Source organism: Nocardiopsis coralliicola (assembly GCF_054779695.1).
In genome coordinates this window covers 267,657-286,438 of sequence record NZ_BAAGXT010000002.1, presented here as the reverse complement: position 1 = coordinate 286,438, position 18,782 = coordinate 267,657, and the positions used below count along the sequence as shown (strand labels likewise).

The following is an 18,782-nucleotide window of genomic DNA, read 5'->3' as shown; positions in this document are numbered from 1 at the left end:
GGGTGCGGTGCGCCCGGCGCCCGGGGGCCTGCGCCAGGACGGCCCAGGCGCTGCCCGGCGGAGGCGGGCGCCTCCAGCCGGCGGGCGGCGGCGATCAGCGCTCGGGCCACCGCCAGCCGCTGCGGGGCAAGCGGGTGTGCCAGGGCGCCCGCCAGGGCCGCGCACCAGCACAGTGCGGCTGCGGCGGCGGTGGCGGCGATCTCGGCGGGCAGCGCTGCCGGCGTCTGGGGCGCGTAGCCGGCCACGCCGGCCGCGAAGACGAACATCAGCCCGGCCGGCGCACCGAAGTCGAACGCGTCGGAGGCGAACTTGGCCGCGCCGGCGACCGCCGCGACCACTAGGACCGACAGGGCCAGCGAGCCGCTGAGCGCCGCGGCTCCGCCCGCGGCGACGGCGAGGGCCAGGCCGGCGCCGACGGCGGCCAGGACCCGGCGCCGGCGGGCGTAGGAGTCGTCGCGGGCGTACAGGGCGGTGAAGCAGCCCAGCGCGGCGTAGGGCGCGAGGTGTCCGGCGCCCAGTGCGTAGGGGGTGCCGACGGCGATCAGGACGCACAGTCCGGCGCGCACGGCAGTGACGGCGACATTGCCGTGCGGGCGGCGCGCGGCGAAGGCGGCGCGCACGCCCAGGGCGGAGCGCAGGCGGTTCAGTGTGCGGCGGCATCCCGATAAATACTTCACAAGTAAAATATTATAGGGTGTTTCACCAGTGAACCGAACGTGGCGCGGCAAACGCCCGCCGAGGGAGGCAGGCCCATGCCCGACGCCGTCGCCCGCTTCCGCGACCGCTGGGCCCGGCGCCGGCCCGACCTGGACCTGTCCTCCATGGAGGCGATCGGCCGCGTACTGCGCCTGGCCGCGCTGATGAACCAGCGCACCGAGGCCGGCCTGGCGGGTTCCGGGGTCTCGCGTGCCGAGTTCGAAGTCCTGGCCGCCCTGCGCCGCGCCCCCGACGGCCTGCACCCCGGCCGGCTCACCGCCGAGACCATCTCCTCGGGTGCGGCCACCACCAAGCGCCTCACCCGCCTGGAGCAGGCCGGCCTGATCGAGCGCACCCCCTCCGCCCGCGACCGCCGCCAGGTCCACGTCCGCCTCACCGAGGCCGGCGCAGCCCTCATCGACCGCCTCTTCGCCGGCCAGCTCGACCGCGAGGCCGCCGTCCTCGCCCCGCTCTCGGCCGAGGAGCGCGCCGCCCTCGCCACCCTCCTCGCCCGCGTACTCGACCCGATCGACCCCGGCGACACCCCCTAGGCGACGCCACCACCGGCTGCGGACACAGCGAAGGGCGCCGAGGATCAACGTGTGACCACTGACCTTGACGCCCTTCTGACCGCACTCTACGTCTATCTCGACGACCATGTCCTGCCCTCGCGCGCCGAACTGGTCTGCGTGGCCACCGCCCAAGTACTCCTGCGCTGCGACGGCGAACGCCGCTGGCTGCACACCGCCCCGGCAAGGAACTGGACGAACGTAAACAAGCCCTGCACCTGCTCCACGCCCAGCAGGTGGCGCCGGGGCCGGGATCGAAGCCGTCATCTGGACCTTGAAGAACCAGCTCGGCCTGGAACGCCACGGTCCCGCACCACCGAAGGGCTGTGGGCCCGGGTGTGCCAGCGCATCTGCGCGCTCAACGCGGCGATCTGGCACAACTGGCTGATCGATGCCCCCATCAAGCGGTCGCTGATCGCCTACGACCACTGACCAGGAAACAAAACCCCTATCAACGATCTAGGCGCTGCCGCCACCGACTGCGGATCAGGAATGGCGGCGGGCACCCTCTCCGCCACCGCCCCCTCGGCCTCACCACCGGACGGCTCGGCCCCAACGGGTCGATCGAGGACATCCGCATCACCCGCACCGGCAGTACCCCACCAGCCGCGGGGGCGAAGGGCTCCTCCTCCCCCTGGCCCTGGACCGCACCCGCGGCACCTCCGCCCCGGCCCGCCACCGCCTCGAAACCGTCGCCGAGGCGCTCCAGGCCTGACTCGCACACCGGCCCGGGTCCCGCACACCGCGCGGGCCACGGGCGCTGCGCCCCGCCTCGGAGCCGCGGCCCCGCATCAGGACCGGAAGCACTCCGCCAGGCCGGCTCCGGCCCGGACCGGCCGCACGTCGGTGACCGGCGGCGCCGAGCCGCCGCACCACCGGCTCCACGGCGCACTGCGTCGCCCCGATCCGGTGCGGCCGGCGCAGGCCGCCGCGGCCCCGGGAGGGCGCGGTGCGCGACGGTCACCGGGGTCGGCGAACCGGTCGGAGGCGGCGAGCACCTCCACGGAGGAGGACCTCACCAGCCATTGCCGGGCTCGCGGCGCCGAAGCGCTCGCCGATGGCGGCCGTGCGCCAGGGGCCGGTGTGCCGGGCGTCGTTCCGATCGTTGCAGCCCGCCGGCCTGCGCAGCCGCCGGGGGCTCGGCCCCGGGGCCCTCAGCCGCCGCGCACCAGGTCGTGCAGTTCGCGGGCCACCCGCCCGATCACCGCCTCCGCGGCCGGCTGGTGCACCGCTGCCACCCGCGACTCCGTCAGCGCCACCACCGCCAGCGCCCCCCCGCCGGCGTGGTCCACCACCCCCATCTCATGGCGCAGGTTCAGCACGGTGCCGGTCTTGGACGACCACGCCGAGGCATCCGACTCGAAGTCCGGGGCCAGCCGCTGCCGCAGCATGTTCGCCCCCATCAGGTCGCGCACCCGCGCCGCCGCCTCCGGCGCCGCCTTCGACGGCCGCCACAGCGCCTCCAGCAGGTCAGCGCAGGCCCGCGCCGACGCCGCGTTCGCCAGCGTCACGTCCAGCTGCCGCACCCGGCTGCCCCGCCCCTCGGTCTGCGCCCCGATCGCCATCGCCACGCCCAGGTGCGCATACTGGGGCCCCAGCCGGTGCGCCGGCGTCTCCCCCACGTCCCGGATCCCGTGGCGCACACTGAACCCCGCCACCCCCAGCCGCTGCAGCTCCGCCGCCACCTCCTCCGGCGGGACCAGCCCGAACAGCGCCTCGGTCGCACTGTTGTCGCTCAGGCACAGGCTCAGATAGACCAGGTCGTCCACCGCCACCACCGCCGGAAAGCGGAACCGGCTCAGCCCCGTCGGCCCCACCGAGGCCTCCGGCTGCACCTCCAGCCGCTGCGCCGGATCCAGCTCGCCGCGCGCCACCCGCTCCTGGACCGCCACCGCCAGCGGCACCTTCACCACCGACGCCACCGGGTACTGGGCGTCGGCGTCGATCGACGCCTCCGCGCCGCTGTCCAGGTCGCGCACCAGAAACGACCCGCTCAGCCCCGCCGCGGCCAGCTCGCCGCGCAGTTCCCGCACCACCGAACCGGCGTTCACACGTCCTCCCCGTCCCCGTCGTCGGCGCCCAGGCACAGTGCCAGCTCCGGGCCGGCGGCCTCAGCCACCCGCTCCGCAGTGCCCTCCGAAACGCCGCGCAGAGCATAGCCGCGCACCGCCTCCACCCCGCCCAGCGGACGCCAGCACAGCCCGAACTCGCGCGCCTGCGCCGGTGAGCACAGCAGCAGGTCGTCCGAGCCCAGCACCTCTGCGGCCGCGCCGGCCAGCCCCGGCGCCACCGCCACCTGCGACGGCATCAGCCCCGCCGCGTCCCGCGCCCCCATCAGCCGGTCGCGGACCTGCGGCACGTCGTCCTCCGGCTGGATCCACACCCCCCGCCGCGCACCCGCACCGCCCCGCCGGGGCCGCAGCGTATCCAGATGGATCCGGCGCACCGCCGGCTCGGCCACCGACGCCAGCCCCAGCGGGACCCGCCACCGCGCCGCGTCCGCGGCCACCTGCACCACCGCTGCCCGCACCTGGCGGCTGCGCAGCAGCTCCTCGCGCTGCGCCGGCCCCGCCGGAACCAGATCCAGCCGCAGTCCCCGCTGCCGCGCCTGCGCCCCCAGCAGCGCCAGATCCCGGGCCGCGCACACCTCCGGAACCGCCACCGGCAGCGGGGACCGCAGCGCCCGCGCCGCATCGTGCTCCATCGACTCGGCCAGTGCCACCAGCCGCCGCGCCGACGGCAGCATGTCGCGCCCGAACTCGGTCAGCGCCGCGCCGCGGCCCGTCCGGTCGAACAGCCGCCCGCCCAGATGCCGCTCCAGCGCCGCAATGCGCCGGCTCGCCACCGGCTGCGGCATCCGCGCCGCCGCCGCACCCAGCGTGAAACTGCCCCGCTCGCCCACGCTCACAAACGCCCGGCACGCCCCCACCAAGTCCATACGCACACGCTATGCCGTATCCGCATGGAAACGGCCATCCCGGTCTTGGACCGCATGGCTGCAGCCGGGCCAGACTGCCAGTGCGCCGCCCGACGCCCGGGCCGCCGCGCACTCAGTCCATCCGCACGACCGCACACAAGGGGACCCATGATCGGCACCGGCACCATCCACTCCCGGCGCGCCGCGCTCGCGCTCGCCCTCCTGGCCGCGGCACCGCTCACCGGCTGCGCCTCCGCAGCCGACACCGAGGCGGCCGCCGCCGGCAGCAGCTCCTCAGGAGCGAGCGGTAGCGCCGACGCCGCTTTCGAGGCCCTCGAAGCCGACTACGACGCCCGCCTGGGCGTGTTCGCCCTCGACACCGGAACCGGCGAGGAGGTCGCCTACCGCGGCGACGAGCGCTTCGCCTACGCCTCCACCTTCAAGGCCCTGGCCACGGCCGAACTCCTGCGCACCACCACCGACGCCGAACTGGAGGAGGTGATCACCTACACCGCCGAGGACCTCGAAGGGCTCGGCCACACCCCCATCACCGAGAAGCACGTCGACACCGGCATGGAGTTGGGCGAGCTGGCCGACGCTTCGGTGCGCTACAGCGACAACCTCGCCGCCAACCTCATCTTCGAGGAGCTCGGCGGCCCCGACGGATACGAGGCCGCGCTGCGCGCCATCGGCGACGACACCACCAGCGCCGACCGCATCGAGCCCGACCTCAACGAGGCCGCGCCCGGCGACACCCGCGACACGACCACCCCGGCCGCCATCGCCCGCGGCCTGCACTCCTACGCCCTCACCGACACCCTCGACGACGGCGACCAGGAGCACCTGAACCGGCTGCTCGTCAACAACACCACCGGCGACGACCTCATCCGCGCCGGCGCACCCGCGGAGTGGGAGATCGGCGACAAGACCGGCAGCGGCGGCTATGGCACCCGCAACGACATCGCCGTGCTCTGGCCCGACGGCGGCGCCGACCCGATCGTGCTGGCCGTCATGAGCGACCGCCACGACGCCGGCGAAGACGCCGAGGCCGACGACGCCCTCATCGCCGACGCCGCAACGGCCACTCTGGACGCCCTCGGCGCGGCCAGCTGACGCAGCGCGGCTCCGGTGCTGGAGTAGGCCCCACCGACCAGCCGCGCGCGACGCCTCCTCGGGTGCCGCCACGCCCGAGGAGGCCTTGTGCCCAGCCATCCCGACGACTCCGGCCATCCGCACGACCGGCCGGTCGCCGTGCACATCGGCCGCCACGAGCTCCTCATCCGCCGGCGCTACGAAGCCGCCAGCATCGCCAACGACATCCTCATCGCGCTCTGGTTCATCGCCGGCAGCATCCTCTTCTTCTCCCCCGCCCACACTGCGGCGGGCACCTGGTGCTTCCTCGCCGGTTCGGTCGAGCTCCTGGTGCGCCCGCTCATCCGCGCCAGCCGCCAGATCCACATCCAGCAGATCCGCGCCCGGGGCAGCGCCCCCTCCGCCCCCGGCGAATCGTCCGGCGACTTCTGAGCGGCCGCCCGCGCCAGGGGGCGTCCTGCCCGCGCCGCTCCCCGCAGCGCGGCGCCCCCGCCGGCAGGTGCCGACCAGGCGGACCGTGCCCGCGCGGCCGGTCTGGACGGGGCCCTGCGCGCTGCGGCTGAGGGCGCCCCGGGCCAGGGCGGGCCCCACCGCACCCGCAGCGCTGCCACCGGGTCTAGGCTCGGCCCGGTGATCGACGCACTCCCCCTCCTGCTCGCCTTCGGTTGCCTCACCGGGCTCACCACCGTCCTGTTCGGCTTCGGCGGAGGGTTCATCACCGTCCCCGTGGTCTACGCCTACGCCGCTTCCTCCGGCTCCGGCGGCGAGGCCATGCACATCGCGGTGGCCACCTCCACCGCCGTGATGATCGTCAACGCCGCCAGCGCCACCCTCGCCCAGTACAGGGCCGGGCGGCTGCAGAAGCGCTTCCTGTGGCCCCTCATCGCCTATATCGCCGCCGGCGCGCTCCTCGGTGCGCTGGCCGTGGCCGTCGTCGACCCGGCACTGCAGAAGGCCCTGTTCGCCCTCTACCTGGCCGTCACCATCGTCGACAGCATCGTCCGCAAGGGCTTCCTCACCCGCTCCGGCGAAAGCCCCGCCGCCGGACTGCACGCCGCCACCGCCTCCGCCGGCGGCCTCGGGGTGGGCGCGGTCGCCGCGTTCCTCGGCGTCGGCGGCAGCGTCCTGACCGTCCCGCTGCTGCGCCGCCGCGGCCTGACGATGGCCCAGTCCACCGCGATGGCCAACCCCCTGACGCTGCCCGTCGCGCTCATCGGCACCGCCGTCTACGCCGTGCTCGGCGACGCCGCCGCGCCGGGGCGCATCGGCTACGTCGACTTGTTCGCCGCCGCCGCCCTGCTGGCCGCGTCGCTGCCCACGATCGCCGTTGCCAAGCGCCTCATCCCGCACATCCCCGACCGCGTGCACGCCGCCGCCTACGTCGCGCTGCTCATCGCCTCCCTCGCGGCGATCCTGCTGGTCTGACCGCCCCCGCTAGCGGAGCTTGATCGCCCCGCCGTCGGCCATCACGGTCTGCCCGGTCATGTACCGCGCGTCCTCACTCACGAGGAAGGCGACGATCGGCGCGACGTCGCGCCCGGGGTCGCCGAAGCGGCCCAGCGGCACCTTCGCCGCCGACTGGGCGTACTGCTCGGGCCGCGCCTCGGCCCAGGCGGCCACGCCCGCCGTCAGGGCCATCGGGCTGACCACGTTGACCCGGATGTTGTACGGCGCCCACTCGTTGGCGACCACCCGGCTCAGCCCGCGGATCGCCTCCTTGGCCGCGGCGTAGGACGCCTGGTTGGGCTGGCCGTCCAGACCGGCGCCCGAGGCGAAGTTGACGACCGCTGCACTGCCGGCCTTCTTCAGCTCCGGCGCGGCCGCCAGCATGAAGTTGCGGGTGGCGTACAGGCCGGTGTCCATGGCCAGGCTCCAGTCCTCCTCCGTCTGCTCCTCGAACGGCTTCTGCCGCGACACGCTGGCGTTGTTCACCAGCACGTCGAGCTTGCCGAAGCGCTCGACCGCCAGTGCCGCGGCACGGTCGGCGACGGCCCGGTCGGCGACGTCGCCCCGGAGGAAGAGCACCGATTCGCCCAGGTCCCGGGCGAGCGCCTCCCCGGCATCGCGCTGCAGGTCGACGACCACGACCCGGGCGCCGCGCGCGGCCAGCAGCGCCGTGATCGCGCCGCCGATGCCGGAGGCTCCGCCGGTGACGATGGCCGACTTTCCGTCCAGGGGAAGGTGACTCATGGGGTGCGTCCTTTCGAGAGCGGCTGCGGCCCGGTCGGACGGCCGGGCCGGGGCGCGGGAGCGAACCACGCCTCATGTGCAGAATACACACGGTGTGTAAAATGCACATCGCGAGAGAGTTGTTCCCGGACCGCGCGGACACAGGAAGGCCAGGCTGCAATGAGCGAGCACGACCACCGGCTCAACGCCATCGAGCGGGAGCTCACCCTGCTGTCCCGGCACTTCACCTCGCTGCGCGGGCCCCGCGCCGGGCAGCACCTCGGCCGGTCCGCCTACGTCCTGCTCACCCGGTTGGAGACGGGCGCACCCCGCACCCTCAAGGAACTCGCCGGCCTCTTCCAGGCCGACGTCTCCACCATCAACCGCCAGGTGAGCGCCATGCTCCGGGCCGGCCTCGTCGAGCGCATCCCCGACCCCGACGGCGGCATCGCCCGCAAGTTCCGGCCCACCCCTCTGGGGCTGGAGCAGTTGGAGGCCGACCGCACGCTCAGCCGCACCAATACCGCCCGCCTCATCGAAACGGCCGACTGGAGCAGCGAGCGCGCCGCGCAGTTCACCGCGCTCCTGGCCGAGTTCAACCGCAGCGCCGAGCAGCTCGAGCAGCGCGCCCTCAACCGCCCCGGCGAGGACGGGCCTGCCCGGTAGGCACCCTGCTGCGCGCAGCCCGGTGGCGCCTCTGGCGGCCTCCTCCCCGGCCGGCGGCAGAGGGGAGACGCGGGCCAACCTGACTCCGGCGAGCCGGCGCGCCTCCGGAACCGACGGCGGCGGACGCCACCCGGCGGGCTGGCGGGCGGACCCCGCCGGCCCGCCGGCAGTGGGCGCTCCTTCCGGTCAGCAGGCGGCCGGCTCGCGCTCGGCCGCCTCCGGTGCGGCCTGCTCCGGACGGTCCGATCCGCCGGACGCGCGGTCCCGGCGACCCGCCACCAGCGCCACGCCGAGTCCGGCCACCGCAAGGACCGCGCCGATGAACGCCGGCGACGCCAGCCCCAGGCCCGCGCCGATCCCCACACCGCCGATCCACGCGCCGCCGGCGTTGGCCAGATTGAACGCCGAGTGGTTCGACGCCGACGCCATCGCCGACGCCTCCCCCGCCTTGCGCATCACCAGGACCTGCAGCGGCGCCGTCACACTGAACCCGGCCGCGCCGAGCAGCACCACCGCGATCGCCGCCGTCACCGGATGGTGCACCGCGAATCCGAACACCACCAGCATCACTGCCAGCGAGGCCAGCGCGCCGTAGATCGTCGGCCGCAGCCACCGGTCCGCCAGCGGACCCACCGCCAGCGAACCCAGCGTCATCCCGGTGCCGAACAGCGCCAGCACCACCGGCACCATGCCCGGCGCAAACCCGGCCAGCTCCGTCGCCATCGGCGAGATGTAGCTGAACACCGCAAACACCCCGGCAAAGCCAAGCACTCCGGTCAGCAGCGCCAGCACCACCTGGCTCCGGCCCAGCGCCACCACTTCGCCGCGGATCCCGCCGCCGCCCGCCGCCGCCCTGCGCGGAACGAACAGCGCCACCCCGGCCATGCACAGCAGCGCCAGACCGGCCACGACCGCGAACGCCGCCCGCCAGCCCATCAGCTGGCCCAGCAGCGTCCCGGCCGGCACCCCGACGATGTTGGCGACGGTGAGCCCGAGCATCATCCGCGCCACCGCAGTGGCCTGGCGCAGCGGCCCGGCCATGTGCGCCGCCACCAGCGCGCCCACGCCGAGGAACGCCCCGTGCGGCAGCCCCGCCAGCACGCGCGCAGCAAACACCGTGCCGAAGTCGGGTGCCGCGACCGTCGCCAGGTTACCCAGCGCGAACATGCCCATGAACGCCAGCAGCATCGTCTTGCGCGGCAGCCGCGTCGCCAGTGCGGTCAGCAGCGGCGCGCCGACCACCACGCCGAGCGCGTAGGCCGAGATCAGGTGGCCGGCCTGGGACAGCGGAACGCCGAGATCGGCCGCCACCTCCGGCAGCAGCCCCATGATGACGAACTCCGTCGTGCCGATCGCAAACGCGCCCAGCGCCAGGGCGAGCAGGGCCAGACCCATAGTGGTCCCCTCAGAGGAAGAGCGTGGAAGTGCAGTGGCGGAAGGGAAGCGCGGCCGCACCCGGCCGCCGTGCACACGCGCCGCGGGCGCCGCCGCGGGTGGTGCGCCATTCGCGCAACCCCGTTTGGCACGTGCTAATTCCAGGGTCGCACCCCACCCCGGGTCCGCCAACCAGCCACCGGTGTGATCTGCCTCGCGGCACCGCAACCGCAGGTCGGAGCGGCACCGCCAGTGGCGGCACGGCCTCGGCGGGCAGCGGCCCCTACGCCTCCGGCCCAGCGCCCTCCGCGGAGGCGATGACCTCATCGAGCAGAGCGCGCGAACGCTCCAGATCCGCGATCATCCGGTCGATCCGCGCCCGCTCGACCGCCAGCTCCCGCACCAGGGTGCCGCCGGCCGCAGCGGCCGGCCCGCCGTCGGCGTCGCGCATACACGGCAGCAGCGTCGCGATCTTCGCACTGCACAGCCCCGCCGCGTACAGCTCCTGGATCCGCACCACCCGGTCCACCGCCGACTCCGCGTAGTCCCGGTGCCCTCCGGCCGTGCGCCCGGCCGACAGCAGCGCCTGCTCCTCGTAGTACCGCAGCGACCGCGGACTCACCCCGCTGCGCCGGGCCAACTCACCGATCCGCATGAGGCACCCCACACTCCCCGGCCTTGAAACTGACACCCATGTGAACTTCTACGGTACCCGCATGAACCAGCACAGCACCGCAGCCGAACTCCTCAGCCCCGCCCGCCTGGCAGGCCTCGACCTGCCCAACCGCCTGGTCATCGCACCCATGACCCGCAACCGCGCCGAACCGGACGGCACCCCCAGCGCCCTGATGGCCGACTACTACACCCAGCGCGCCTCCGCCGGCCTGATCATCGCCGAAGCCTCCACCCCCAGCGAGGCCGGACGCACCTACCCCGACATCGCCGCCCTCGCCACCGACGCCCACACCGAGGGCTGGCGCCGCATCACCGGCCGCGTCCGCGCCGCCGGCGGCCGCATGTTCGCCCAGATCCAGCACGGCGGACGCGTCGGCCACCCCGACACCAGCGGCCACGTTCCGCAGGCGCCCTCCCCCATCGCGCTCCCCGACCCGGTCTTCACCCCCGCCGGGTTCCAGCCGGCCGTCACCCCCCGCCCCATGGGCCAGGCCGACATCGACACCGCCATCGCCGACTTCGCCGCCGCAGCCCGCCGCGCCGTCGCGGCCGGCTTCGAAGGCGTCGAGGTCCACGCCGCCAACGGCTACCTCCTCCACCAGTTCCTCGCCCCCACCACCAACCAGCGCACCGACGCCTACGGCGGCAGCCCCGAAGCGCGCATGCGCTTCGTCCTGGAAACCGTCGACGCCGTCATCGCCGCCGTCGGCCCCGACCGCACCGGCATCCGCATCTCGCCCGGCCACACCGCCAACGGCATCGCCGAAACGCCCGCCGACATCGACGCCCTCTACCCCGCCCTCGCCGAACGCCTGGACCAGCGCCGCCCGGCCTACCTGCACGTCGCCTTCGCCGACGGCCGCAGCAGCAGCTGGCAGCAGATCCGCGCCCGCTTCTCCCGCACCCTGATCGGCAACCCCGCCCTGCCCGCCGACGCGATCCCCGCCGACGGCGGCCGCGCCGCAGCCGAGCGCCTGCTCCGCGACGGCGCCGACCTGGTCGCACTCGGCCGCCCCTTCCTGGCCAACCCCGACCTGGTCGAGCGGTTCCGCACCGGCGCGCCCGTCAACCCGGTCCGCGACAAGTACCTGATGTATGTGGGCGGCGCCACCGGCTACACCGACTACCCCGCCCTCACCGCCTGACCCGCCGCACCGCGGCCGGCCCCGCGGCAGCCTCCGCCGAGCCGGCCGCGGTGCGGCGCGCACCCGGCGCCCGGCACGGGAGGAGGAACCCTGCAGCGCCGCGGACCGGAAACGTTCTAAGGTTGGTCGCACCACCGCCCCCGACCCGCGGCGAGGACTCCATGGCCCACGGCGACGACCGCATCCGCGGCGCGCGCCCCACCATGGCCGACGTCGCGGCCCACGTAGGCGTCTCCCGCCAGCTCGTCTCCCTGGTCCTGGCCGGAAAGGCCGGACCCAGCGAGGCCACCCGCACCCGCGTCCTGCAGGCGGCCGCCGACCTCGGCTACCACGCCGACACCGCCGCCCAGTTGCTGCGCCGGGCCCGCAGCCGCCAGCTCGGCGTCCTGTTCACGATGGAGCACCAGCTCGAATCCCAGGTCGTCGAAGCCCTCTATCCGGCCGCCGCCCGCTGCGGCTACGACGTCGTCCTCAGCGCTCTGCTGCCCTCCCGCGGCGAGCGCCGCGCCATCGACGACCTCCTCGGCCTGCGCTGCGAAGCCCTCATCCTCATCGGCCTGTCCGCCGAAGCCCCCGCCCACCTCGCCGACGTCGCCGCCCGCGTGCCGGTCGTCGAGATCGCCCAGCGCACCGGCACCCCCGGCACCGACAGCGTCCGCGTCGACGACGCAGCCGGCACCGCCCGCGCCGTCGGCCACCTCGCCGAGCTGGGCCACCGCGCCATCGCGCACATCGACGGCGGTACCCTTCCCGGCGCGGCCGAGCGCCGCCGCGGCTACCGCGAAGCGATGGCCGCCCACGGCCTGGGCGGCGCCATCGACGTGCTGCCCGGCGACTACACCGCCGAATCCGGAGCCCGTGCGGCCCACGCCCTGCTGCAGCGCGCCCAGCGGCCCACCGCCGTCGTCGCCGCCAACGACATCTCCGCCGAGGGGCTCGTCGAGTCCCTGCTGCGGTCCGGAGTGCGCACCCCGGCCGGCATGTCGGTGGTCGGCTTCGACGACAGCCGCACCGCCAGCCTCTCCTACCTCCAGTTGACCACCGTCCGCCAGGACGTGGCCGCCCTGGCCGACACCGCCGTACGCTCGGCCTCCGGCCGCCTCGACGCCGGCCGCACCGAGCCCGACCACACCGTTCTCACCCCGGAGCTGGTCATCCGCTCCAGCACGGCCGCGCCCGCGCGCACCTGACCGCCCACCCCGGCGATACACGAGAGGGGCACACGTGGAGACCGTCGAGCAGATGGCGTTCGCCGACGTCCAGCGGCTGTACCGGAGCGACCACCCCTGCGACCGGGTGCACCCGTCCAACACCAACCGGGACGGGGCCCGCAACCTCGAACTGGCCGACGCCCTGTTCTCCGCCTGGTTCCGGATCCGGCTGTCCCGGGCGGACGCCCTCGCCGTCGTCCTTCCCTGGCATCTCTCCGAGGGAGGGGAGGAGGCGATGGTGCCGCCGACCGGACTGACCGTCGGCCAGGCCGCGGAGCGGGTGCGCGCGGGCGGTGCGCGGTGGACCCGTGCGAACCCGGTGTGCGCGGCCAAACTCGAACTCCTGGGCCGCTCGCCGCTGACCCACGTCTACCTCAGCGGGCGGGCACTGCCGGACCACCCCCACTACGACCGCGTCCGCACCCGCGAGGGGCTCATCCACCTCGACGGCCTGCACCGCCTGGTCGCCTGGGAACTCGCCGGGCGGCTCCCCGCGGCCGAAGCGCTCGGCGCCGTCGTCGCCGGCGGCCCGCCCCCGGATACACCGCCGCCCCCCGATGGCGGCGAGGCCGGCGCGGGCAGTACCGGCCGGCCCTGAAGGCGGCGCTGGGAGCGGCGGCGGGCCCGTTCCGTCAGCCAGGATCGCCCCGCCGATGCGCGAGGCCGGGGCGAGGAGTACCGCGACGAACCCGCGGTGAGGAGTGTCCTGGCCACGGGAGAGCGGCACGGAGGGGAGAGCCGCTCAGCGGTGAGGCGGCCGAGAGCGGGCAAGGACCGGGACCCAGCAGCGTGGGCCCGCAGCCGGCATGCTGGAGCCCCGTCATTCGATTTCGGTCACGAGCTGCGAGAGCGGCAGGCGCCCCGTGGGGATAGCCGACGTGCCCTCCGGTTTCGGCCCCGGGTGTCCGAGGGAGATCGCGGTACGCACCCGCCAGGGAGCGCTCATGCGGCAGAGCTGTCCGGCTCGATCGGCGCTGCTGCTGGGGAAGAACGATGCCGGGCAGCTGCCGAGGCCCAGCGCGCCGGCGGCGAGCATGAGGTTCTGTGCCGCGCGCCCGGCATCGAACAGTGCATCCTGGCCTCCGGCGTCCTCATTCACTGCTAGTGCCACCACGACGGGAGCGCCCGCGAGGTGGGCTGCGTAGGAGCCCAGCAGACTCAGCTCGCTCCGCACTGAGGGGTTGCGAATCACGATGAACCGCCATGGCTGCCCGTTGCGGGCCGAGCCGGTCCAGCGAGCCGCTTCCAGGAGCACGTGCATCTCGCCGTCGCCGACCGCTGCGTCAGAGAACCAGCGGGTGGCGCGCAGTGACGAGACGGCCTGGATCACATCGTTGCCGGGTTCTCCCATCGGGCCACCCTAGTTTGCCGGCTTCCCGGGGACCTCGCCGCGGCCGCCCGCGGGTCCGGCGGTTCCGGCTCCGGGTACGGGCACGGGCTACTCCCCGCCCCCGCCTCCCCCGTCCCCGCCGCTAGCGCCGCTGCTGTCGCCGCCGTTCCACTGCCGGAGTACCGACTGCGGATCCCACACGCCCAGCAGCGGTCCGAGTACGTACCAGACGAAGAACCCCACGAGGGCGAAGGGCCCCAGACCCAGCCAGTTGCCGCCGACGAGGAGCACGGTCCCCACACCCAGCATGAGCAGCCCCACCAGGGAGAGGACCAGCACGGTCGCGAGGATCACCGTGGCCTTCATGACCCCCACCGCCCCGGCGGCCGCGTCGGCGATCGCGTCGCCGATGTCCGCACCGGCTCCGTCCGCAGCGGGCCCGTCGGCGGCGTGCCGGGACTGTACCCGCCGCGTCCTCCGCGGCCGGCCCAGGACCGAGCGGAGGGCCTGGACGCCGAACGCGGCGGTCCCCACCCACAGCGCCAGTGTGAAGTACCAGATCAGGGGCGCATACAGCGCGAGCAGCGCACACCCGCCGCCGAGCACGAACAGCACTCCCCCGACCACGAGCCGCTGCTGCATCCGCCCCGCCCCCGTCGATCTCGACTCGGGGGTTGGATGCCGCTGCCGCGCCGGGGGTTCCCGTCGGCCGCTGCGTTCGGCGGGCAAGGGGCCCGCGCCGCTCCGGCGGCGCCGAAGCGGTCAGTGCGGGAGGCCGGCGTCCGGCAGCGGGGGGTCGCGGTGGTGCGGGACGCCGTGGACTGCGTGGTAGGCGTAGCCGAGCGCCTCGTCGACCAGGCGGGCGAGGTGGTCGCTGGTGATGCGGTACAGCATCCGGCGCCCGTCCTTGCGCGCGGTCACCAGGCCCGCCAGGCGCAGCCTCCCCAGGTGCTGCGACACCGAGGAGCGCGACGCCTCGACCTGCGCGGTCAGCTCCGTGACGTCCTGCTCGTCGCCGAGCAGGCGCAGCAGGTGCAGGCGGGTGGGGTCGGCCAGCAGCCCCAGGATCTCGGCGGCCGCCCCGTACTGCTCGTCGGAGCCGTCCGGCGGACCATTTGCGTTAATGTGCGCGTGCATGCTTGCATGATGGCTCAATGCCGGACCGGCCGCAACCCGCCGGGTCCGCCCTCCCCGCGACAGAAGGCGCATCCGCCATGGGCTCAGAACACCGCCACCACGGCCACCGGCACGGCAGCGTGCGCGGGGTGCGGGCACGCCTCCGCCACGCCCTCACCCCGCACTCGCACGATGCCGCCGACCGCTTCGACTCCGCGCTGGAGACCAGCCGGCTGGGCGTGCGCACCCTGACCTGGTCGTTCCTCGCACTTATGGCCACCGCCGCCCTGCAGGCCGTCGTGGTCGCCTTCACCGCCTCGGTGGCGCTGCTGGGCGACACCATCCACAACTTCGCCGACGCCCTCACCGCGATCCCGGTCGCCGCCGCCCTGATCCTCGGCCGCCGCGCCGCCACCCGCCGCTTCACCTACGGGCTGGGCCGCGCCGAAGACCTCGCCGGAATGGCCGTGGTACTCCTCATCGCCGCCTCGGCCGCCGCGGCCGGATACGAGTCGATCCGCCGCCTGGCCGACCCGCAGCCGGTCACCCACCTCTGGGCGGTGGCCGCCGCCGGGGTGATCGGATTCGCTGGAAACGAGCTGGTCGCCCGCTGGCGCATCCGGGTCGGGCGGCGCATCGGCTCGGCCGCGCTGGTGGCCGACGGCGTCCACGCCCGCGCCGACGGATTCACCTCCCTGGCAGTCGTCGGCGGCGCCGTCGGGATCGCCGCGGGCTTCCCCCTGGCCGACCCGCTGATCGGCCTGGGCATCACCGTGGCGATCGTGTTCGTGGGCTGCGGCGCGGCCGGGGAGGTCGGCGGACGGCTGCTGGACGCCGTGGACCCGCGCCTGGTCCAGGCAGCCGAGGACGCCGCCCGCAGGGTCGGCGGGGTCGCCGGCGTGCGGGGAGTGCGGATGCGCTGGATCGGCCACAGCCTGCGCGCCGAGCTGTCGGTGGCGCTGCCGGCGCACCTGGATGTGGCCAGCGCCCATCGGATCGCCCACCGGGTCGAGCACGCGGTGCTGCACGCCGTGCCGCGGATGCAGGCGGCCGCTGTGCATACCGAGCCCGACCGCCGGGCCGAGTCCGCCCACGCCGAAGTGGCCCACCACCACTGACCGGCCTCCGCAGCAGCGGCACCGCCCCGGCTCCGCTGCATCAGCCCTTCACGCACACCACCTGGCGCAGGTGGGCGACCACCTCGACGAGGTCGGACTGGGCCGAGATGACCTCGCGGACGTCCTTGTAGGCGCCCGGGATCTCGTCGACCACCCCGGCATCCTTGCGGCACTCCACCCCGGCGGTCTGCTCGGCGAGGTCGGCCTCGGTGAAGGTCATGCGCGCCTTGTTGCGGCTCATGCGGCGGCCGGCGCCGTGCGAGGCCGACTCGAACGACGCCGTGTTGCCCAGTCCCCGCACGATGTAGGTGCCGGTGGCCATCGAACCGGGGATGATGCCGAGGTCGCCCGCGCCGGCGCGGATGGCGCCCTTGCGGGTGACCAGCACGTCGACGCCGCCGTGCCGCTCCTCGGCCACGTAGTTGTGGTGGCAGGACACGACCTCGCCGAACGTGGTGCGCGGGAACCGGCGGCGCACCACGTCGCAGGCCAGCCCCATCATGACGGCGCGGTTGCGGCGCGCGTAGTCCTGGGCCCAGAACAGGTCGCGCCGGTAGTCGTCCATCTCCGGCGTGCCGGCGACGAACACCGCGAGGTCGCGGTCGGGCAGGTCCTGGTTGTGCGGGAGCGTGCGGGCGCGCTCGATGTGCCGGTCGGCCAGCTGCTTGCCGATGTTGCGCGAGCCGGAGTGCAGCACCAGCCACACCGCGCCCTCGCCGTCCAGGCACACCTCCAGGAAGTGGTTGCCGCCGCCGAGCGTGCCGATCTGCGCCTGCGCGCGGCCGCGGAGCTGCTGCACACCCGGCGCCAGCGCGGCGAAGCCCTCCCAGAAGCGGTCCCAGCCGCTGGTGCGCAGCCCGTGCACGCGGCGCGGGTCGACCGGGACGGCGTGGGCGCGGTGGCCCACCGGGATGGCCTGCTCCAGCGCCGAGCGCAGCCCGCCCAGGTCGTCGGGGAGGTCCTCGGCGGTGAGCGAGCTCTTGACCGCGCTCATGCCGCAGCCGATGTCGACTCCCACTGCGGCCGGCGAGACCGCGTCGCGCATGGCGATGACCGACCCGACGGTGGCGCCCTTGCCGTAGTGGACGTCCGGCATGACCGCCAGGCCCTCGACCCACGGCAGGCGGGTCACATTGCGGAGCTGGTCCATCGCCGCCGGCTCGACCGCCTCCGGGTCGGCCCACATCCGGATCGGCACCCGGGCTCCGGGAACCTCCGTGTACGGCATGGTGCCACGCTCCTCATCCGACGCCGGTGAACGCCCCCCATGACGCCAGAACACCGCGCACCCGGCAACCGGTTTTCGCGGCCTACGGCGCTTCTGCTGCCTCGGGAACGGAGGCTTTCGGGTGCTTCTCCCGCGCGACGCGGTCGGCCCCCCAGGCGCCGAGCGGGCCCAGCGCCGCGTTCAGGCTCCGGCCGTGCTCGGTGAGGGAGTACTCCACCCGCGGGGGGACCACCGGATAGGCCTCGCGGTGCACGAGGCCGTCCTCCTCCATCTCCCGCAGGTGCTGGGCCAGCATCTTCTCGCTGACGCCGGGCAGCCCCCGCCGCAGCTCAGCGAAGCGCCGCACCCGGTGGGCGTCGAGCTCCCACAGGATCAGGCCCTTCCACTTGCCGCTGACCACGTCCATTGCCGCGTCGATGCCGCAGACGTAGGGGCCCGTTCTCGGTGCGCGCGCCACGATTCCTCCACTCCCCCGCACTTTCCGGTCAGTACCGCACTACAAAGTAGGTACTTCCGCCCGCGGGCGCCAAGGCCGAGCATGGCCACGCAACCACCCGCCACTCTCCGGGAGCACCGCCATGCCTGCTGACCGCACCCGCGTCGCCCTCCTCGGCACCGGCGCCATGGGATCCGCCCTGGCCCAGGCCCTACTGGACGCCGGCACCGCCGACGTCACCGCCTGGAATCGGACGCCGGAGCGCGCCCGCCCGCTGGCCGGCCGCGGCACGACCGTGGCGGAATCGGCCCGCGCCGCCGTGGACGGCGCCGGCCTGGTCGCCGTCTGCCTCTACGACCACGCCTCGGTCCGCGCGACGCTGGAGCCGCTCGCCGCACAGCTGCGCGGCCGCGACGTCGTCAACCTGACCACCACGACGCCCGGCGAGGCCCGCGAGCTCGCCGGCTGGGCCCAGCGCAGCGGCATCGGCTACCTCGACGCCGCGATCATGGCGACGCCGCCGATGATCGGCGGGCCCGGAGCCGCCATCCTCTACAGCGGCTCCCGCACGGTCTTCGACACCCACCGCGGCGTGCTGGAGGCGTGGGCCGCGCCCTCCTTCGACGGCGCCGACGCGGGCGCCGCGTCAATCTCCGACCTGGCCATGCTGTCGGGCATGTACCTGCTCAGCGTGGGCCTGATGCACGGCGCCGCCATGGCCGCGGCCGGCGGCTTCAGCGCGGCCGCCTTCACCGGGCGCGCCGTCCCGTTCCTGGAGGCCGCCCTTGAGGCCCAGCGCAAGGAGGTGGACAGCGTGGACGGCCTCGGCGCCGGTGCGGAGGAGCCGCCCGAGCAGAGCCTCGCCTGGACCGCGCCGATACTCGCCCTCATCGAGCGCGCCAGCCGCGAACTGGGCGTGGACCCCGCCCCCATCGCCATGGTGTCCCGCCTCGTCAGCGCCCAGGTCGACGCCGGCCACGGCACCGAGGGCTTCGACCGCATCGCCCGCGCCCTGCGCGGCGGCGCCGCGGCCGGCTGAG

At 74.7% G+C, this 18,782-nt stretch carries 20 protein-coding genes and 2 pseudogenes; 11 read left to right on the top strand and 11 right to left on the bottom strand.

The features are described 5' to 3' along the window. Nucleotides 1-677 (bottom strand): annotated as a pseudogene (locus ACYVGT_RS03440) (FUSC family protein); the annotation flags it as partial. A 75-nt stretch (nucleotides 678-752) separates the two neighbouring features. On the opposite strand from ACYVGT_RS03440, the gene ACYVGT_RS03435 reads away from it, so the two are divergent. Together ACYVGT_RS03435 and ACYVGT_RS03430 are read left to right on the top strand one after the other, a co-directional pair. After that, nucleotides 753-1,247: a MarR family winged helix-turn-helix transcriptional regulator gene (locus ACYVGT_RS03435; protein WP_460854887.1), complete on the top strand. Its 495-nt coding sequence runs from the start codon at nucleotides 753-755 to the stop codon at nucleotides 1,245-1,247. A gap of 280 nt (nucleotides 1,248-1,527) precedes the next feature. Then, nucleotides 1,528-1,697: pseudogene (locus ACYVGT_RS03430) on the top strand (IS982 family transposase); the annotation flags it as partial. Between the two features lie 722 nt (nucleotides 1,698-2,419). Here the strand turns inward: ACYVGT_RS03430 and ACYVGT_RS03425 are convergent. Continuing rightward, nucleotides 2,420-3,316 (bottom strand): serine hydrolase, encoded by an 897-nt coding sequence (locus ACYVGT_RS03425; RefSeq protein ID WP_460854886.1) that lies wholly within the window; start codon nucleotides 3,314-3,316, stop codon nucleotides 2,420-2,422. Then, the gene (locus tag ACYVGT_RS03420) at nucleotides 3,313-4,203 is read right to left on the bottom strand and encodes a LysR family transcriptional regulator (RefSeq protein ID WP_460854885.1); all 891 of its coding nucleotides are present in this window, start codon (nucleotides 4,201-4,203) and stop codon (nucleotides 3,313-3,315) included. Before ACYVGT_RS03420 ends, ACYVGT_RS03425 begins: the two co-directional genes overlap by 4 nt. A gap of 147 nt (nucleotides 4,204-4,350) precedes the next feature. Between ACYVGT_RS03420 and bla the strand changes: the two genes are divergently transcribed. From bla to ACYVGT_RS03405, 3 genes are all read left to right on the top strand, one after another. Beyond that, nucleotides 4,351-5,295 (top strand): class A beta-lactamase, encoded by a 945-nt coding sequence (gene bla / locus ACYVGT_RS03415; protein ID WP_460854884.1) that lies wholly within the window; start codon nucleotides 4,351-4,353, stop codon nucleotides 5,293-5,295. Nucleotides 5,296-5,382: 87 nt separating this feature from the next. Beyond that, nucleotides 5,383-5,706 carry a YrhK family protein gene (locus ACYVGT_RS03410; protein ID WP_460854883.1) on the top strand — a complete coding sequence of 108 codons (324 nt, stop codon included), beginning with the start codon at nucleotides 5,383-5,385 and terminating at the stop codon, nucleotides 5,704-5,706. Nucleotides 5,707-5,904: 198 nt separating this feature from the next. Then, nucleotides 5,905-6,699 carry a sulfite exporter TauE/SafE family protein gene (locus ACYVGT_RS03405; RefSeq protein ID WP_460854882.1) on the top strand — a complete coding sequence of 265 codons (795 nt, stop codon included), beginning with the start codon at nucleotides 5,905-5,907 and terminating at the stop codon, nucleotides 6,697-6,699. Between the two features lie 9 nt (nucleotides 6,700-6,708). On the opposite strand, the gene ACYVGT_RS03400 is transcribed toward ACYVGT_RS03405, so the two are convergent. Beyond that, nucleotides 6,709-7,464 (bottom strand): SDR family NAD(P)-dependent oxidoreductase, encoded by a 756-nt coding sequence (locus ACYVGT_RS03400; RefSeq protein WP_460854881.1) that lies wholly within the window; start codon nucleotides 7,462-7,464, stop codon nucleotides 6,709-6,711. A gap of 159 nt (nucleotides 7,465-7,623) precedes the next feature. Between ACYVGT_RS03400 and ACYVGT_RS03395 the strand changes: the two genes are divergently transcribed. Continuing rightward, a complete protein-coding gene (locus ACYVGT_RS03395; protein WP_460854880.1) occupies nucleotides 7,624-8,109 on the top strand; it encodes a MarR family winged helix-turn-helix transcriptional regulator in 486 nt (161 codons plus the stop codon). A 186-nt stretch (nucleotides 8,110-8,295) separates the two neighbouring features. Here ACYVGT_RS03395 and ACYVGT_RS03390 read toward each other — a convergent pair whose 3' ends face one another. After that, nucleotides 8,296-9,504 carry an MFS transporter gene (locus ACYVGT_RS03390; protein ID WP_460854879.1) on the bottom strand — a complete coding sequence of 403 codons (1,209 nt, stop codon included), beginning with the start codon at nucleotides 9,502-9,504 and terminating at the stop codon, nucleotides 8,296-8,298. Nucleotides 9,505-9,766: 262 nt separating this feature from the next. Further along, the gene (locus ACYVGT_RS03385; RefSeq protein ID WP_460854878.1) at nucleotides 9,767-10,138 is read right to left on the bottom strand and encodes a MerR family transcriptional regulator; all 372 of its coding nucleotides are present in this window, start codon (nucleotides 10,136-10,138) and stop codon (nucleotides 9,767-9,769) included. A gap of 61 nt (nucleotides 10,139-10,199) precedes the next feature. Here ACYVGT_RS03385 and ACYVGT_RS03380 point away from each other — a divergent pair, with 61 nt between their 5' ends. The 3 genes from ACYVGT_RS03380 to ACYVGT_RS03370 all read left to right on the top strand — a co-directional run bounded on the left by ACYVGT_RS03380 (nucleotide 10,200) and on the right by ACYVGT_RS03370 (nucleotide 13,112). Then, nucleotides 10,200-11,303 (top strand): alkene reductase, encoded by a 1,104-nt coding sequence (locus ACYVGT_RS03380; RefSeq protein ID WP_460854877.1) that lies wholly within the window; start codon nucleotides 10,200-10,202, stop codon nucleotides 11,301-11,303. A 203-nt stretch (nucleotides 11,304-11,506) separates the two neighbouring features. Beyond that, nucleotides 11,507-12,493, top strand: a complete 987-nt coding sequence (locus ACYVGT_RS03375; RefSeq protein ID WP_460854896.1) for a LacI family DNA-binding transcriptional regulator — start codon at nucleotides 11,507-11,509, stop codon at nucleotides 12,491-12,493. 34 nt (nucleotides 12,494-12,527) lie between these two features. Beyond that, nucleotides 12,528-13,112 carry a DUF6309 family protein gene (locus tag ACYVGT_RS03370; protein ID WP_460854876.1) on the top strand — a complete coding sequence of 195 codons (585 nt, stop codon included), beginning with the start codon at nucleotides 12,528-12,530 and terminating at the stop codon, nucleotides 13,110-13,112. A 222-nt stretch (nucleotides 13,113-13,334) separates the two neighbouring features. On the opposite strand, the gene ACYVGT_RS03365 is transcribed toward ACYVGT_RS03370, so the two are convergent. From ACYVGT_RS03365 to ACYVGT_RS03355, 3 genes are all read right to left on the bottom strand, one after another. After that, nucleotides 13,335-13,865 carry a nitroreductase family protein gene (locus ACYVGT_RS03365; protein ID WP_460854875.1) on the bottom strand — a complete coding sequence of 177 codons (531 nt, stop codon included), beginning with the start codon at nucleotides 13,863-13,865 and terminating at the stop codon, nucleotides 13,335-13,337. 87 nt (nucleotides 13,866-13,952) lie between these two features. Further along, nucleotides 13,953-14,486, bottom strand: coding sequence for a hypothetical protein (locus ACYVGT_RS03360; protein ID WP_460854874.1), 534 nt, complete (start codon nucleotides 14,484-14,486; stop codon nucleotides 13,953-13,955). 120 nt (nucleotides 14,487-14,606) lie between these two features. After that, the gene (locus ACYVGT_RS03355; protein WP_460854873.1) at nucleotides 14,607-14,981 is read right to left on the bottom strand and encodes an ArsR/SmtB family transcription factor; all 375 of its coding nucleotides are present in this window, start codon (nucleotides 14,979-14,981) and stop codon (nucleotides 14,607-14,609) included. A 77-nt stretch (nucleotides 14,982-15,058) separates the two neighbouring features. On the opposite strand from ACYVGT_RS03355, the gene ACYVGT_RS03350 reads away from it, so the two are divergent. Continuing rightward, nucleotides 15,059-16,078 (top strand): cation diffusion facilitator family transporter, encoded by a 1,020-nt coding sequence (locus ACYVGT_RS03350; protein ID WP_460854872.1) that lies wholly within the window; start codon nucleotides 15,059-15,061, stop codon nucleotides 16,076-16,078. A 40-nt stretch (nucleotides 16,079-16,118) separates the two neighbouring features. Here ACYVGT_RS03350 and ACYVGT_RS03345 read toward each other — a convergent pair whose 3' ends face one another. Together ACYVGT_RS03345 and ACYVGT_RS03340 are read right to left on the bottom strand one after the other, a co-directional pair. Next, nucleotides 16,119-17,306, bottom strand: a complete 1,188-nt coding sequence (locus ACYVGT_RS03345) for an RtcB family protein (RefSeq protein ID WP_460854871.1) — start codon at nucleotides 17,304-17,306, stop codon at nucleotides 16,119-16,121. A gap of 82 nt (nucleotides 17,307-17,388) precedes the next feature. Next, on the bottom strand, nucleotides 17,389-17,712 hold the full coding sequence (locus ACYVGT_RS03340; protein WP_460854895.1) for a winged helix-turn-helix transcriptional regulator: 324 nt from the start codon (nucleotides 17,710-17,712) through the stop codon (nucleotides 17,389-17,391). Nucleotides 17,713-17,884: 172 nt separating this feature from the next. Between ACYVGT_RS03340 and ACYVGT_RS03335 the strand changes: the two genes are divergently transcribed. Beyond that, entirely contained in the window at nucleotides 17,885-18,781 is an 897-nt protein-coding gene (locus ACYVGT_RS03335) for an NAD(P)-dependent oxidoreductase (RefSeq protein WP_460854870.1), read from the top strand. Nucleotide 18,782 lies beyond the last annotated feature (1 nt).

Excerpts from the sequence above, each read along its gene's own strand:
- ACYVGT_RS03350 (WP_460854872.1), top strand. The coding sequence starts at position 15,059 with ATGGGCTCAGAACACCGCCACCACGGCCACCGGCACGGCAGCGTGCGC.
- ACYVGT_RS03345 (WP_460854871.1), bottom strand. The coding sequence starts at position 17,306 with ATGCCGTACACGGAGGTTCCCGGAGCCCGGGTGCCGATCCGGATGTGG.
- ACYVGT_RS03360 (WP_460854874.1), bottom strand. The coding sequence starts at position 14,486 with ATGCAGCAGCGGCTCGTGGTCGGGGGAGTGCTGTTCGTGCTCGGCGGC.
- ACYVGT_RS03355 (WP_460854873.1), bottom strand. The coding sequence starts at position 14,981 with ATGCACGCGCACATTAACGCAAATGGTCCGCCGGACGGCTCCGACGAG.
- ACYVGT_RS03335 (WP_460854870.1), top strand. The coding sequence starts at position 17,885 with ATGCCTGCTGACCGCACCCGCGTCGCCCTCCTCGGCACCGGCGCCATG.
- ACYVGT_RS03340 (WP_460854895.1), bottom strand. The coding sequence starts at position 17,712 with ATGGACGTGGTCAGCGGCAAGTGGAAGGGCCTGATCCTGTGGGAGCTC.
- ACYVGT_RS03365 (WP_460854875.1), bottom strand. The coding sequence starts at position 13,865 with ATGGGAGAACCCGGCAACGATGTGATCCAGGCCGTCTCGTCACTGCGC.
- ACYVGT_RS03400 (WP_460854881.1), bottom strand. The coding sequence starts at position 7,464 with ATGAGTCACCTTCCCCTGGACGGAAAGTCGGCCATCGTCACCGGCGGA.
- ACYVGT_RS03395 (WP_460854880.1), top strand. The coding sequence starts at position 7,624 with ATGAGCGAGCACGACCACCGGCTCAACGCCATCGAGCGGGAGCTCACC.
- ACYVGT_RS03385 (WP_460854878.1), bottom strand. The coding sequence starts at position 10,138 with ATGCGGATCGGTGAGTTGGCCCGGCGCAGCGGGGTGAGTCCGCGGTCG.
- ACYVGT_RS03435 (WP_460854887.1), top strand. The coding sequence starts at position 753 with ATGCCCGACGCCGTCGCCCGCTTCCGCGACCGCTGGGCCCGGCGCCGG.
- ACYVGT_RS03380 (WP_460854877.1), top strand. The coding sequence starts at position 10,200 with ATGAACCAGCACAGCACCGCAGCCGAACTCCTCAGCCCCGCCCGCCTG.
- ACYVGT_RS03375 (WP_460854896.1), top strand. The coding sequence starts at position 11,507 with ATGGCCGACGTCGCGGCCCACGTAGGCGTCTCCCGCCAGCTCGTCTCC.
- bla (WP_460854884.1), top strand. The coding sequence starts at position 4,351 with ATGATCGGCACCGGCACCATCCACTCCCGGCGCGCCGCGCTCGCGCTC.
- ACYVGT_RS03420 (WP_460854885.1), bottom strand. The coding sequence starts at position 4,203 with ATGGACTTGGTGGGGGCGTGCCGGGCGTTTGTGAGCGTGGGCGAGCGG.
- ACYVGT_RS03390 (WP_460854879.1), bottom strand. The coding sequence starts at position 9,504 with ATGGGTCTGGCCCTGCTCGCCCTGGCGCTGGGCGCGTTTGCGATCGGC.